The organism is Mycobacterium sp. NGS19 (genome assembly GCF_059813155.1).
Genome location: NZ_JCALEB010000002.1, coordinates 305,982 through 321,115 on the forward strand (window position 1 = coordinate 305,982; position 15,134 = coordinate 321,115).

Sequence of the window (15,134 nt, forward strand, 5' to 3'; positions counted from 1 at the left end):
CTAGCTCGACGACAGATCCACGAGCGACATCTGGTCGCTGACCGCATCCGTCTCGTCCTCGGCGATCGCAGCGCGCACCAGTGCCATCAGCTCGGTAGCGAAGTTGCCGGCGATCGCTTGCGCCCGCGCCGAAGGCACCCGGCGCGCATCGTGCCACCAATCCACGTGCAGCACACCACCCGACCGATACGCCCGCAGCTCGACCGCATGGCCCAGCCCCGGAAGGGTTTCGCGCAGTGGGATGTTCACGTCACCACTGAAGCGGACCGGCGTATCGACGGACGCCAAGGACGCTACGTCGGGAAGCGCGCCCATGTACGAGTAGAAGATGTCGGCGGGATGGATTGCGCCGAGGACCCGCGCGGTCGGCGCGTAGAGGTAACGCAGCAGTCCGTAGCCGATTCCGCAGTGCGGCACGGCATTGCGCACTTGCCGCACATCGTCGAACAGTTGCTTTGCGCTGACGCTTTGTTCTTCGCACGCAAGAGCAACCGGATAAAGGGTGTTGAACCAACCGACCGTCCGGCGCACGTCGATGTCGGGCTTCAGTACCGACCGACCGTCTCCGGCGAGGTCCACGGCGATGACGCCGTCACCGAGCGCGCTCGCCACTGCTCGGCTCAGCGCCCCGAGCACCATGTCGTCGATCGACACCCGAAGCCGGCGCCGCGCGTCGTCGATCTCGGCGGTCTCGGAGACGCTCAGCGACGAGCAGATTCGCACCAGGTCTTCCGAGCTCGGCGGCTCGGCCACCTCGGCACCGACACGCAGCTGCGCTGCCGCGGTGGATTGCAGCCAGTAGTCGCGGCTTTCGACGACGGCGGAATGCGTGGACAGTGCAGCGCAGCGCTGCGACCATTCCCGCCAGGGGGCGGTAGGCGGTTGCAACACAATGTCTTCGCCGGCCATGCGCTGACCGAAGGCCGTGAAGATATCGGTCAGTAGCATGTCGCGCGACGTGTTGTCGGCCACGGCGCCGTGCACACTGAGCATGAGGTAACTGGGGCCATCCGGGCGGCCACGGATGTGGGTGGCGGTCAGCGGCGGGCTCGACAAGTCCTGTTCTTGGATGTGCTTTTTGGCCATGTGCAGCAGGACTTCTCGCGCCTGCTCGGTTGCGGCCTCGACGCTCTCGGGCAATGACTGGACATCGACCTCAGCGTCGTCCTGCGGTTCGCCGAGCACCTGCTGCCAGGTTCCCGCATGCTCAACGAGGCGCAGACGCAACGCATCGTGGTGGTTGACCACTGCGGTGAGCACCGACCGGATGTCGTCGGTCTGCACATCCTGGCGCATCTCGAGAATGAGCGGGAAGCGCCACCGTCCGGACTCGCGGATCCCGTGTTCGAGGAAGTGCGCGATGTTCGGCGGGACGGGAGGGTGCGCGACGTCACCCGGCGCCTGGCGTGCCAGACCGTCGGCTGCGTGTCGGGCGACCAGCGCCTTGGAGAGCGCCACCACGGTTGGGTTGTCGTACAGGTCCTGCGGCGTGATGTCCAAGCCTTCGTTGGCAGCGGCCATCGCGACACTGATCGCCACCAGCGAGTCGCCGCCCAGCTCGAAGAAGTTCGCGTTGCGGTCGACCGAGCTGACGCCGAGGCACTGTGCCCAGATGCGCCGCAGGGTCGCTTCCACCGGTGAACTGCCGTTTGCCGCCGGCTGATTGGCAGCGCCGTTCGATCCGGCCGTCGACGGCGCGGTCGACGCGGCCCCCTCCCCCGCGGCCCATCTCGCCGCAGCGTTGTGGTCCACCCAATGCCGTTGACGTTCGAACGGATAGCCGGGAAGCGATACGAGGCGAGGTTTGTGGGGGCCGCGCAGAGGCGTCCAGTCGACGTCGACACCGGCCGACCACAGCTGGCCCAGCGCCAGCAGGAACGCGTCGCGGTCGTCGCGGTTCTGGGCGTGATGGCGCATCAATCGAACGGCGCGGTGACTGCTTGACCACCTCGGGTGCCGCGTCGCCGACGCGGTCAGGGTCCCACCCGGACCGACTTCCACGACGACGCGCTGCGGATCGGCCAGCAGCACGTCGAGCTCGTCGGCGAACCGGACCGTCGCACGCACCTGCCGCGCCCACGTCGCGGGATTGGTCGCCTCACTGGGAGTCAGCCAGGTGCCGGTCACGTTGGACAGCAACGGAATTCGTGGCTCGTGCAGCGACAGTCGGGACAAAAAGCCCTGGAATTCCGGGATCATCGAATCCATCAACCGCGAGTGGAACGCGTGCGAGGTGCGAACCCGCCGCGCCGCGATGCCGGCCGCGGCCAGGCGCTCGGTGAACGCCCGGATGTTCTCTTCGGTGCCGGCGACGACGCAACTGCCGGGGTCGTTGATCGCGGCCACGTCGACGTCGTCCGACAGGTGCTCGGCGATCGCATCGGGGCTTGTCGCGACCGAGACCATGACTCCGCGGGGCGCGGCATGCATCAGGCGCGCACGCATCGAGACGACTTTGAGGGCGGTGGGAAGGTCGAATACGCCGGCGACAGCGCCCGCGGCATACTCGCCGATGCTGTGTCCTGCGAGCGCTGACGGGCGAACGCCGTAGGTTTCGATCAGCTTCGCCAGAGCGTATTCCGTGGCGAACAACGCGGGCTGGGTGCGGTCAGTTCGTTCCAGATTGCGTGCGGAACCCTCGAAGATCTCCGCGCGCAGGTCGATGCCCAGTTCCTCGCGGAAGCCCGCGGCGCATGCGTCGAAATGTTCGGCGAACACCGGCTCAGACTCGTAGAGTCCACGCGCCATGCCGATGTGCTGGGCGCCCTGGCCGGGAAAGAGGAAGACCGTTTGGCGCGATTCCGTTGTCCCGCTGGGGGTCTCGCCGACGAAGACGTTGTCGTGTTCGGGCTCGCCGAGGACGGTGGCCGCGTTGCGCTGGTCGGTGACCACCGCTGCCAGGCGAACGTTTTCCGTGCGACGACCCGCGAGGGTGTGGGCCACATCAGCCAGGTCGACCGGGTCCGCGCCGGACAACTGCGCGGCCAGGGCGCTGCGTGACTGCTGCAGCGCATCGGTGGACCGGGCCGACAACAGCAGCACCTGTGGACCGGAGTGCGGAGTGCGCGCCGGGACGTCCGGGGCTTCCTCCACAACGACGTGCGCGTTGGTGCCGCCCACCCCGAACGAGCTGACCCCGGCCCGCCGGATGCCGTCCCACTCCCACGGACCGTATTCGCCGCGCACGACGAACGGGCCCTGCTCGAGGTGCAGTTCCGGGTTGGGGCTGGTGAAGTGCAACGTCGCGGGAATCGCTCGGTGCTCGAGGCACAGGATCGCCTTGATCAGCCCGGCCATCCCGGCCGCCGACTCCAGGTGACCGATGTTGGACTTGACGGAGCCGACGAAGCACGGCCCTTGCCTGCTTGCGGTCGAAACCGCGAAAGCCTGTCGCAGGCCTTCGATTTCGATCGGGTCGCCCAGCGGTGTCCCGGTTCCGTGCGTCTCGACATAGCTCACGGTCGCAGCGTCGATGTCTGCGACCGCGTGCGCCTCTGCGATGACGTCGGCTTGCCCGGCGGCGTTGGGCGCGGCGAACGTCATCTTCGTCGCTCCGTCGTTGTTCACCGCTGATCCCCGAATGACCGCGTGGATTCGGTCGCCGTGGTCGATCGCGGACTCGAGCGGTTTGAGCACCACAGCGGCGACTCCGCTGCTGAAGATCGTGCCGTCCGACCGCACGTCGAACGGGCGGCAATGGCCGCTCGGCGACACCATGGATCCCGGTTCGTACCAGTAGCCGACGCGGTGCGGAATGCGAAGGGACGCACCACCGGCCAACGCCATGTCGCATTCGCCGTTCAAGATGCTCTGACAGGCCAGGTGAAGTGCTACCAGAGACGACGAGCATGCCGTCTGGACGGACAGGGCGGGCCCGCGCAGGTTGAACTGATGCGCTACCCGCGTCGCCAGATAGTCCTTGTCGTTCTGCAACGACAGGTTGACCATCTCGAAGGTGACTCCCTGGCCGATGATCACGTTCGGGTCCCGGTGTGACATGAGGTTGTGCAGCAGGTATCCACTGGTGGTGCTGGTGCCGTACACGCCGACGGATGCATCGAGGTCCGTGGGGTCATAGCCGGCGTCTTCGAACGCATGCCAGGCGCACTGCAAAAACAGCCGGTGTTGCGGATCCATCGTGCGGGCGGCCTGAGCGGTGAAGCCGAAGAAGTCCGCGTCGAACTCGTCGATGCCGTCCAAGAGCGCCGCGCGCCGCACATACGCGTGGTTGCTCAGGGCCTTCTCGCTCACCCCAGCGACGACCAGGTCGTCCTCGGCGAGCGTGACTATCGATTCGGTGCCGCGCCGCAGGTTGTCCCAGAACTCCGAGACAGAGTTGGCGCCGGGGAAGCGCGCCGCCATGCCTACGACTGCGATCGCATTCGGCGGTAGTTCGCTGTTGGCGGTCACACGCGGTCTCCTACTTTCCGACGCGCTGCGGCCCGTTGCCGCGCTGCGGCGCGCTGCTTGGCTCGATCGCGCACTGAATCCGCGATCTCGGCTTTCTGGTGCCCGTTGATGCCTAGTTGGCCGATGAGGTCGGCGGTGACGTCGGCCAGCGAGGCGCCCCGCAGTAGCAGCGCGACGGCGGGCTCGACGCCGAAGTCGCCGCGCACGGTGTTGCGAATACGCACGGCCATCAGGGAATCCATCCCCAACTCGGTCAGCGGCTGGTCGGCGTCGATTTCGCTGTCCTTGGGGTAACCCATGATCGCGAGAATCCGACCGCCTACCCGCGCGGTGACGACCTTGGTGGCCTCAGCCGGCTCCATGTCGCGCAGCGCATCCAGACCCACCCAGTCGTCGTCGCTTTGCAACTCGAGTTCTTGCGCCAGCGCTGCGAAATATCCCAGCTGTTGAAGCTCCGGGAAGGCCGCCGCGGCACGGTCCAGGCGCAGTCGTGCGACGCCCAGCCGGCCCGTGTTGCCGGCGAGTGCCGCCTCCAGGGCCTCCAGACCCTCAGCTGGAGCGATGGGGTCGAGCGCGGAGAAGCTCAGGGCGCGGGCAACACCGATGTCCGACCATTGACCCCAATTGATCGTGATGCCAGCAAGATTCGCGGCGCGCCGCCAGGCGACCAGGCCGTCGAGCCACGCACTCGCAGCGGCGTACGCGCCTTGCCCGGGAGCGCCCAGCAACGACGACGTCGACGAGAATCCCACCCACCAGTCCAGCTCCCGATCGACCGTGGCGGCGTGAAGGCGCAGGGCGCCTGCGGCTTTGGGCGCCCACACCCGATCGAGGCTCTCGCTGCTGAGTGCCGCGACGATCTGATCGTCGATCACCGCAGCACCGTGAACGACGCCGCGCAACGTCAGGCCGGTCTCTTCGGCAGCAGCGACGAGTCGCTCCGCCACGCCCGGAACGGAGATGTCGCCGGTCACCACGGCGACTTGGGCTCGTTGGGCGAGTTCTTCCAGCACTGACCGCTGCCCGTCGCGAGCATCTGATCGGCTGTTGAGCACCACGCGCCCGGCACCCTTGTCGATCAGCCACCGCGCGACCACCAACCCGATCCCGCCGAGTCCGCCGCTGACGACGTATGCGCCATCGGGCCGGACGACCGGATTCTGTTGTGCTGTCGGGAGTTTCGCACGGGTGAGCCGCTGGGCGTATCTGCGCTCGCCACGCCAGCCGACGATGTCGTCGGTGTCCGACGATCCCAGCTCCGCGATCAGCGCCGAAACGGCGTCGCCGCCGGCGTCCAGATCGACTACGCGAGCGTGCAGGTCAGGGTGTTCGTACGCCAGCACCCGGATCAACCCTGTCAGCGCACAGATCGACGGGTCGCCGCCTTCGTCGTGGTGCACCGCGAGACCGTTGCGAGAGACCACCCACAGCCGCGGGCTCTTCCCGTGCCAGCCGCCGACTATGGCGCGCACCGTCGTCGACAGCGCCCAGACCAGATCGCGGCACCGGGCCGGCGCGGCGTCGGAGTCGGCCCCGCCGAACGGGTGCTGCTCGGCGAGCACCACGACTCCGACCGGAGGACGGTCAGGGTCAGCGGCAGCGTTCGCGAAGGCCTCCATCACCGCGGATTCCTGTCGCAGGTCTGCGGTGATCACCCGTCGCGTGTCTGAACTCAGCCGCGCGATGAAATCCTCTGCGAACCAGCCGGTTTCGGCGCCTTCGGTCAGCACCAACCAGCTGCCGTCGGCGGCCGTACCCGTCGGTGCGGGAGTGTGGATCCAGCTGGTGTCGAAGATCTTCTGCGTCAGTGGCATCGGCACGCTGCGGCGTTGCACCCGTTGCAGATAGATACCGGCGATCTCTGCGATCGCCGTGCCGGCATCGTCGGTCAAGACGACCCGACCGAGCTTGCCGGCACCGTCGTCGAGGCCGGTCAGCTCGGCGCGGCATCGGACATGCCGGCCGACGTCGCCGAACACCCGGATCGATTCCATCGCCACCGGCAGATAGGTGGCCTCGGCGGAATCGGTCAGCGACTCGGCAGGCATTGCGGCCGCCAGTCCCTGCAGCGCCGCATCGAGCAGCACTGGGTGGAGCCGGTAGTGGCGGTGTGCACTGGCCTGTTCGGGAAGGGTGATCTCCGTTTCCGAGACGCCGCCGGGCTTGCGCACGATGCGGGTCAACGCGGCGAATGCCGGGCCGTGGTGTAATCCGGTGCGGCGCAACGCGGTATAGAGGTCTGCCGGTGAGACGACGCTGCCGGTGTGCTCTGGAGTCAGCGTCGGAATCGGCGATGCAGATGGCACCGGCTCGACTTTGGCGACGGCGTGCCGGCGCCAGCTGCCGTTCACGGATCGGGAATGGACTTCGACACGGATGGAGTCGTGGTGGGTGAGATGCGTTGTCACCTGCGTGTGGTCGTCCAGTGGAAGCATTTGTTCGACTTCCAGGCGGTGGACCGCGACAGCTGTCGCAGGCAATCCCAGGGCTTCGCTCGCGGCGGCCAACGCGATTTCGGCGAACCCCGTCGCGGGCATGACCGCTTGGCCGTGCACCTTGTGATCCGCGAGCCAGGGAACGGATTCGGTGCCGACGTCCGCCTGCCACACGTGGCCCTGACCGGACGGTATCTCGACGTGCACGCCCAGCAGTGGATGAGCCGTGGCTGACTGTCGGCTTGCCGATGACGCGGCCCAATACCGGGCATGCAGCCACGGTGTGGGCGGCAGATCGACCAGTCGTGCTGTGCCGCCGGCACTTTCATCCGCCGTGGTTGTCGGCGATGCTGCGGCCGCCAGATAGGTATGAAAGGTCAGCGCTTCGGGCTGGTCCCGGTTCAGCGTGGCCGCCACGTGGGTGTCGCCGCGCGGCCTGGCCGACTGCAAGTTTTCGGTGATGGCGTGGGTGAGGAGGGGGTGGGGGCTGATTTCGACGAAGGTGGCGTGCTGTTGGGCGGCGATGCTGATCGCTTGACCAAACCGCACCGGCTGACGCAGATTGGCCACCCAATACTGGGCGTCGAACACCGGCGCCACACCGTTTTGGGCACCCACCGTACTGATCAACGACACCGTCGGCGACATCGGCGACAACCCCGCCAACCCAGCACGCAACTCTGCCAAAATCGGATCCACCGTCGGATGATGCGACGCCACATCCACCTCGACCCGCCGCGCCAACCGCCCCCCCGCATCGACCACCGCGATCACCGCATCCACCTGATCCGGCGGCCCGGCGATCACCGTCTGCGCCGGCGCGGCATACACCGCCACCGTCACCTGCGGATACTGGGCAATCAACGTCTCAACCGCAGCCGCCTCCAACTCCACCAGCGCCATCGCCCCGCGCCCCGACAACCGCGCCATCAACCGCGACCGCGTCGCAATCACCTTCAGCCCATCAGCAGCCGACAACGCCCCGGCCACCACCGCCGCACTGACCTCGCCCATCGAATGCCCGATCACCGCATCCGGTGTCACCCCATAGGATTGCCACAACCTCGTCAACGCCAACTGCATGCCCACCAACACCGGCTGAATCCGGTCGATGCCCATCACCGGCTCCCCCGACGCCAGCACCTCACGCAACGAAAACCCCACCTGCGCAACAAAAACCGGCTCCAACTCAGCCACCGCCGCACCAAACGCCGGCTCCTCGACCAACAACCGCCGACCCATCCCCGCCCACTGCGAACCCTGACCCGAATACACAAACACCGTCCCCACCCGAGACGTTGCGTCGCGTGGTGGCACGACGCCGGGCGCGGGGCGGCCGTCGGCCAGTGCCCGCAGGCCGGAGACGGCCTCGCGGTGATCGGATGCGACGACGGCGGCGAACTTTCCGTGCCGTCCCCGGCGGTGGTTGAGGGTTCGGGCGACATCGGCCAGCGGCACCGCGGCGCCGTCGCCGTCGATCCAGTCGCCCAGCGCCGACGCCCATGCCGCTATCCGTTGCTCGGTCTTGCCCGACAGCACCAGCGTGCTGACGGCCGGATCAGGCTGCGGCACAACGGACTGCGGATCAGGGCCTTGCTCGATCACCGCGTGCGCGTTTGTGCCACCGAGTCCGAACGACGACACGGCGGCTCGGCGGGGACTGTCGTCAGCCGGCCATGCTTGCAGATCGGTGGGCACGAACATCCGGGTGCGCGACGGGTCGATCGCCGGGTTCCACTCGGAGAAGTGCAGGTTCGGGGGGATCCGGCCCTTGTTCACCGACAAGGCAGCTTTGATGAATCCGGCGATTCCGGCCGCTGCCTCCAAGTGGCCCATGTTCGTCTTCACGGCCCCTAGAGCGCAGCGGGCGTCGCCGCGGCCATAGACGTCAGCCAGCGCCTCGAACTCGATCGGATCACCCAAAGCGGTTCCGGTGCCGTGTGTTTCGATCATGTTCACCGAGTTCGGTGTCACGTCGGCGCTGCGCAACGCCCGGGTGATCACGTCGCGTTGCGCGATGGTGTTCGGGGCGGTCAGGCCGTTGGAGCGGCCGTCCTGGTTGACTGCTGAGCCGCGCACCACGGCAAGCACCCGATCGTTGTCGCGCACCGCGTCGGTGAGCCGCTTGAGCGCCACGACACCGCATCCCTCGCCGCGCACGAATCCGTCGGCCCTGGAGTCGAAGGTGTGGCACCGGCCGCGCGGTGACAGCATGCCCCACTTGGCCATTGCTATCTGCGTTTCGGGTCGCAGGATCAAGCTGACCCCGCCCGCGAGGGCCAGATCGCTTTCCCGCAGCCGCAGACTCTGGCATGCCAGATGTATCGCCACCAGCGACGACGAGCACGCCGAGTCGACCGCTACCGCCGGACCGCGCAGTCCTAACAGATACGCGATCCGGCCGACCGCCACGGCATGGGCGTTGCCGGTGGCGGAGTAGGCGTCGATGGTGTCGGGGTTGGCAGCCGAAATAGTCTGATACTCGGTGTAATACACGCCCATCATCACTGCGGCGCGGACGCCGGAGAGCTCGTCCGGCGCCAGACCGGCATGCTCCAGAGCTTCCCAGGCCACCTCCAGCATCAGCCGCTGCTGGGGATCCATGGCTTCCGCCTCGCGCGGTGAGATGCCGAAGAAGTCGGCATCGAAGCCGGCCACATCGTCGAGGAAACCACCCCACTTCGACGACATCCGGCCGGGTGCGAACTGGTCCGGATCGTAGAATTCGTCGGCGTTCCAGCGGTCCGGGGGGATTTCGCTGATCGCGTCGGTGCCGTTTGCGAGGAATTTCCAGTAACTTTCGGGTCCGGCGACGCCGCCGGGGAAACGGCAGCCGATGCCGATCACCGCTACCGGTTCGGCGACCGCGATCCGGGAGGCCTTCTCGAACTGTTCGGTCAGCGAACCCCGCTGATCGGCCGTCATGGCCGCCACCCTGCCGAAGATCGTTCTCATCAGAAAACACCGCTTTCGCTACCGGCGGAGGCCGACTCGACGCTGTCGAACAGCGCATCCAGCACACTGCCGTCCTCGTCCAACGTTGGCTCGATGTCGTCGCGCTGTGAAGCATGTTGCGCCGCAAGCGTTTCCGCTAGATACGCCGCCAATGACCGGATGGTCGGATGGTTGAACAACGTGTTCGCCGATACGTCGAGGCCCACCAGCTTCTGGGTTTCCTTCAGCACCGTCATCGCCATCATCGAGTCGAGTCCGAGCTCCGGGAACGGCCGCTCGGCGTCGACGGCTGCTGCGGACAGGCGCAGTTCGCGAGCGAGGATGGCTTTGAGCCTGCTTTCGAGCTCGCCCGCCAGGTTCTCCGGCGGGATATCTGCCCAATCCGGAACTGCCGTCACGGCTTGACTGCCGGCGTTACCCGTCGAGCAGTCTCCGGTCGCAGAGCTACCGAGACCGTCGGACAACTCCGTGAAGTACCCCAGCTCAGCGAAAGCCGCGGTGGCGGCAGCCCTGTCCAGGCGCAGCCGGCCGACACCCGTGCGCGTCAGCGGGCTTCCCACCAGCGACTCCAGCGCCTCGATCCCTTCGTCGGGTGTGATCGGATCCAGCACGCTGTAGGTGAGGGCCCGGCTCATCCCGACGTCGGACCACTGGCCCCAGTTGATCGCGTTGGCGGGCAGACCGGACGCGCGCCGCCACGCGACCAGCGCGTCGAGCCAGGCGTTGGCCGTCGTATAGGCCAGCTGACCGGGCAAGCCCAAAAGCGTTGCCATCGAGGAGAAGCCGACCCACCAGTCGAGCTCTCGGGTGGCTGTGGCCGTGTGCAGTCGCAGTGCACCGGTCACCTTCGGCGCCCACACGCGCTCAAGTCCGTCCTCGGTGAGCGCGGTCACCAGGCCGTCGCCGCTCACCCCGGCCGCATGCACGACACCGCGTAGCCCATACCCGGTTTCTTCAGCGGCGGCCACCAGCCGTTCGGCGACTCCCGGCGTCGCGATGTCGCCTGGGACAAACGCGATTTCCGTGTCATCTGCCCACGCCGAGAGTGTCCGACGCTGGTCCTCTGAGGGTTCGGTCCGGCCGTTGAGGATCAGCCGGCCGGCGCCCCGCTTCAGCAGCCATCGCGTCACCACGCCGCCGAGGCCACCCAGTCCGCCGGTGACGATGTACGAGCCGTTCGTGCGGACAACCGCATGACCCGCCCCCGGCTCGAGCGTTGCGCGGGAGAGCCGTTCGACATATCGACGGCCGCCTCGCCAGGCGATCACGTCGTCATGGTCGGTTGCCCCGAATTCCGACATCAATGCCGTGAGGACGTCGCTGCGATGGTCGACATCGACCAGGGTGGCTCCCACGTCGGGTTCACCGGCGAGGACGCGAGCCGCTTCTCCCGGGAAGCGCCAGTTACGGACCAGCCCTTTGAGCGCGCCGATCGCCGGATCGCCCGTCTCACCGTCATCCACGGCCAGCCCATCGCGGGTGACCAGCCACAGCCGTGGCGGCTTGCCTCGGTTCGAGTCGACGACGCTGCGCACGGTGGCGTCGAGCGTCAAGATCAGCTTTCGGGCGCGCCGAAGGGTCTGGTCCGCATCACTGCCGTCGAACGAGCGCGTTGCGACGAACACGACCACACCGGCCGGTGAAATTTGTTCTCGGATCGACGCTTCCGCGAACAGCGACACGATGCTCACGCGCCTGGTCTGCGCGCTCAGCTGGGTCGCGACTTTCGCCGCGAGCTCCGTGGTTTCGGCGTCGTCATCGGTGAGCAGAAGCCAATTCCCGTCGGCAGCGGACGGCTTCTCGTGTGCGGGTGACGCCTCGGAAGGCGCCCAGCTGGTATCGAACACCATCTGTTCGAGCGGTAGCGAAATGTCGCGAGGGTCCACCGGCCGCATGCGAATTCCGGTGAGTTCCGCGAGCGGCGTTCCCGCGGCGTCGGTCAACAGGATCCGGCCGACACAGCCCGCGCCGTCCTGGCCGTCACCGGACAGCTCGACGCGGCACCACGCCCGCTGCCCTACCCGCCCGAACAGGCGAATCGTTGCGAAAGACACTGCGTCCAAACGCGTTTCGGGTGACCCGGCCGCACTGTTGATGGCATCGGCCAGGCACTGCAACCCCGTGTCGAGCAGCAGGGGCGCTATCCCGAAATCGGGATGGTCGACGACCTCGTCGGACAACCTGATCTCGGTTGCACCTTCGACGTCGACCGGGCAGGTCGACGGACCGTCGTCGACAGTACGGATACCGGCGACCGCACACCGATGCCACGTTCCGCCTACCGAACTGGCGTGTATCTCGACGCGAATTCCGTCCTGCGCCCGGACAAGCTGTGTCGTGAAACGCATGTGACCATGCGCGGTGAGCGTCCGCTCGATCTCGAGATCGCACACCTGCACGGCCGCGAGTGCAACGTCGAGGGCTTGGCTTGCGGCGCTCACGGCCATTTCGGCGAAGATTGCCGCCGGTACGACCGCCTGGCCGCTCACCTGGCGACCGGCCAGCCAATGCGGGATGTCGGCTCCGGTGTCGGTCTGCCACACATGGTCACGGCCGGAAGGCAACTCGACGTGTATTCCCAGCAGCGGATGTGTGGCTGAAATCTGCTGCGCAGCAGTCTTTTTCTCGAGCCAGTACCGTTCGTGCAGCCACGGCGACGGCGGAACGTCGATGAATCTGCCGGTGCGGTCGGCCGCGCTGACCCCGAGTGTGGCGAGCTGAGTATGGACGGACAGGGTCTCGTCTTCGCCACGCCTCATCGCCGACGTTACGACGGTGCGGTCGTTCGGCGACGTCGACGCGAGGGTTTCGGTGATGGCGTGGGTGAGGAGGGGGTGGGGGCTGATTTCGACGAAGGTGGCGTGCTGTTGGGCGGCGATGCTGATCGCTTGACCAAACCGCACCGGCTGACGCAGATTGGCCACCCAATACTGGGCGTCGAACACCGGCGCCACACCGTTTTGGGCACCCACCGTACTGATCAACGACACCGTCGGCGACATCGGCGACAACCCCGCCAACCCAGCACGCAACTCTGCCAAAATCGGATCCACCGTCGGATGATGCGACGCCACATCCACCTCGACCCGCCGCGCCAACCGCCCCCCCGCATCGACCACCGCGATCACCGCATCCACCTGATCCGGCGGCCCGGCGATCACCGTCTGCGCCGGCGCGGCATACACCGCCACCGTCACCTGCGGATACTGGGCAATCAACGTCTCAACCGCAGCCGCCTCCAACTCCACCAGCGCCATCGCCCCGCGCCCCGACAACCGCGCCATCAACCGCGACCGCGTCGCAATCACCTTCAGCCCATCAGCAGCCGACAACGCCCCGGCCACCACCGCCGCACTGACCTCGCCCATCGAATGCCCGATCACCGCATCCGGTGTCACCCCATAGGACTGCCACAACCTCGTCAACGCCAACTGCATGCCCACCAACACCGGCTGAATCCGGTCGATGCCCACCACCGGCTCCCCCGACGCCAGCACCTCACGCAACGAAAACCCCACCTGCGCAACAAACACCGGCTCCAACTCAGCCACCGCCGCACCAAACGCCGGCTCCTCGACCAACAACCGCCGACCCATCCCCGCCCACTGCGAACCCTGACCCGAATACACAAACACCGTCCCCACCCGAGACGGCAGTTCGGAAGGCTCCACGACACCCGGCGCCGATTCGCCGGCTGCCAATGCCCGCAGGCCAGATACCGCCTGGCTTCGATCGCGCGCGCTGACAGCAGCGAAGTGCTTGTGCCGCGTCCGATGCCGAGCCACGGTGTGCGCCACGTCGGCCAAGCGAACACCGGCACCCTCCCCGGCCAGCCAGTCGGCCAGCATCGCGGCCGTCGATGCGATGCGCGCCGGTGTCTTGCCCGACACCACCAGCGTGCTGACGGCCGGATCAGGCTGCGGCACAGCAGGTTCCGGATCAGGCGCCTGTTCCACGACCACATGTGCGTTGGTGCCGCTGACCCCGAACGACGACACCCCGGCCCTGCGGCGCCGCCCGGATGACGGCCATGGCATGCCTTCGGCAGCGATCGTGAACCGCGACGCCCCCGGCCCGGCGTGCGGAGTCAACCGCGCAAAGTTCAGGTGCTTGGGCACATAGCCGTGCTGGATGCTGAGCACCGTCTTGATGAATCCGGCAACTCCCGCAGCTGACTCCAGGTGACCGAAGTTCGTCTTGACCGAACCGAGCACCAACGGTGCGGCCCCGTCGCGCTCGCCGAACACCTGGCTGAGCGCGTCGAGTTCGATCGGGTCACCTAGCGCCGTGCCTGTGCCGTGCGCCTCGACATAGTCGATGTCGCTGGGCGCTAGCCGCGACGCCGCCAACGCCGAACGCATCAGCGCCTGCTGCGCCGGTCCGCTGGGCACCGTCTGCCCGCTGCTCGGACCGTCCTGATTGACCGCGGACCCGCGCACGAGCGCCAGCACCCTGTCGTTGTCGCGCACTGCGTCGCTGAGCCTCTTGAGCACCACCACACCGCAACCCTCGCTGCGCACATACCCGTTGGCGTCGGCGTCGAAGGTCTTGCAGCGGCCGTCGGGTGCGAGCATTCCCCACCGAGAGCACGCGATGCTGTTTTGGGGGCTCAGGATCAAGTTGACGCCGGCCGCCAGCGCCTGATCACTTTCCCGTCGCCGAAGGCTCTGACACGCCAGGTGGATCGCGACCAGCGACGACGAGCACGCCGTGTCGATGAACACCGCCGGGCCGTGCACGCCGAGTAGATACGCCAGCCGCCCCGCGGCGAAGTTCGCCGCATTCCCGAACGAGACGTACGGGTCGACGTCTTGTGGACGGGCTCCGGCCGAGTGCAGGTAGTAGTAGTCGCTGGTGGTGGCGCCGACGAACACTGCGGTCTGGGTGCCCCGGATCGCGGTTGCGGTGATACCGGCGTTTTCCAGTGCCTCCCAAGTTACTTCGAGCAGCAGCCGGTGCTGCGGGTCCATGCCGGCCGCCTCGCGCGGCGACATGCCGAAGAAGTCGGCGTCGAACTGGTCGGGCTGCCACGACGTGAGAAAGCCGCCCTCACGATTGCAGATGGTGCCCGGCACGGTGTGGTCTTCGCTGAAGAACGCGTCGGCGTCCCAGCGATCCGGCGGGACCCGCACGATGCCGCTCCTGCCGGAGTGCAGCAGCCGCCAGTACTCCGCCGGATTGTTCACCCCGCCCGGGAACCGGCAACCCATGCCCACCACGGCGATGGGCTCGGTGTCGCCTTTCTCGGCGATCTCCAGGCGTGCGGTCAGATCGTCGATCTTGCGAAGCGCTTCGGCGACGATGGACCGACGATCCGGCGGTGCGGCGGCCATC

3 protein-coding genes are annotated in these 15,134 nt (G+C 67.3%); all 3 read right to left on the reverse strand.

The window, feature by feature from the left end:
- The 3 genes from AC5Y4N_RS06915 to AC5Y4N_RS06925 are packed head-to-tail and all read right to left on the reverse strand — an operon-like array spanning nucleotide 1 to nucleotide 15,133.
- Nucleotides 1-4,362: a type I polyketide synthase gene (locus AC5Y4N_RS06915; protein WP_499906334.1), complete on the reverse strand. Its 4,362-nt coding sequence runs from the start codon at nucleotides 4,360-4,362 to the stop codon at nucleotides 1-3.
- 44 nt (nucleotides 4,363-4,406) lie between these two features.
- Nucleotides 4,407-9,800 (reverse strand): type I polyketide synthase, encoded by a 5,394-nt coding sequence (locus AC5Y4N_RS06920; RefSeq protein WP_499905712.1) that lies wholly within the window; start codon nucleotides 9,798-9,800, stop codon nucleotides 4,407-4,409.
- The gene (locus tag AC5Y4N_RS06925; RefSeq protein ID WP_499906331.1) at nucleotides 9,800-15,133 is read right to left on the reverse strand and encodes an SDR family NAD(P)-dependent oxidoreductase; all 5,334 of its coding nucleotides are present in this window, start codon (nucleotides 15,131-15,133) and stop codon (nucleotides 9,800-9,802) included. Before AC5Y4N_RS06925 ends, AC5Y4N_RS06920 begins: the two co-directional genes overlap by 1 nt.
- Nucleotide 15,134 lies beyond the last annotated feature (1 nt).

Bases quoted from the DNA above. Each gene is read 5' to 3' on its own strand.
- AC5Y4N_RS06915 (WP_499906334.1), bottom strand. From the start codon at position 4,362: ATGGCGGCGCGCTTCCCCGGCGCCAACTCTGTCTCGGAGTTCTGGGAC.
- AC5Y4N_RS06920 (WP_499905712.1), bottom strand. From the start codon at position 9,800: ATGAGAACGATCTTCGGCAGGGTGGCGGCCATGACGGCCGATCAGCGG.
- AC5Y4N_RS06925 (WP_499906331.1), bottom strand. From the start codon at position 15,133: ATGGCCGCCGCACCGCCGGATCGTCGGTCCATCGTCGCCGAAGCGCTT.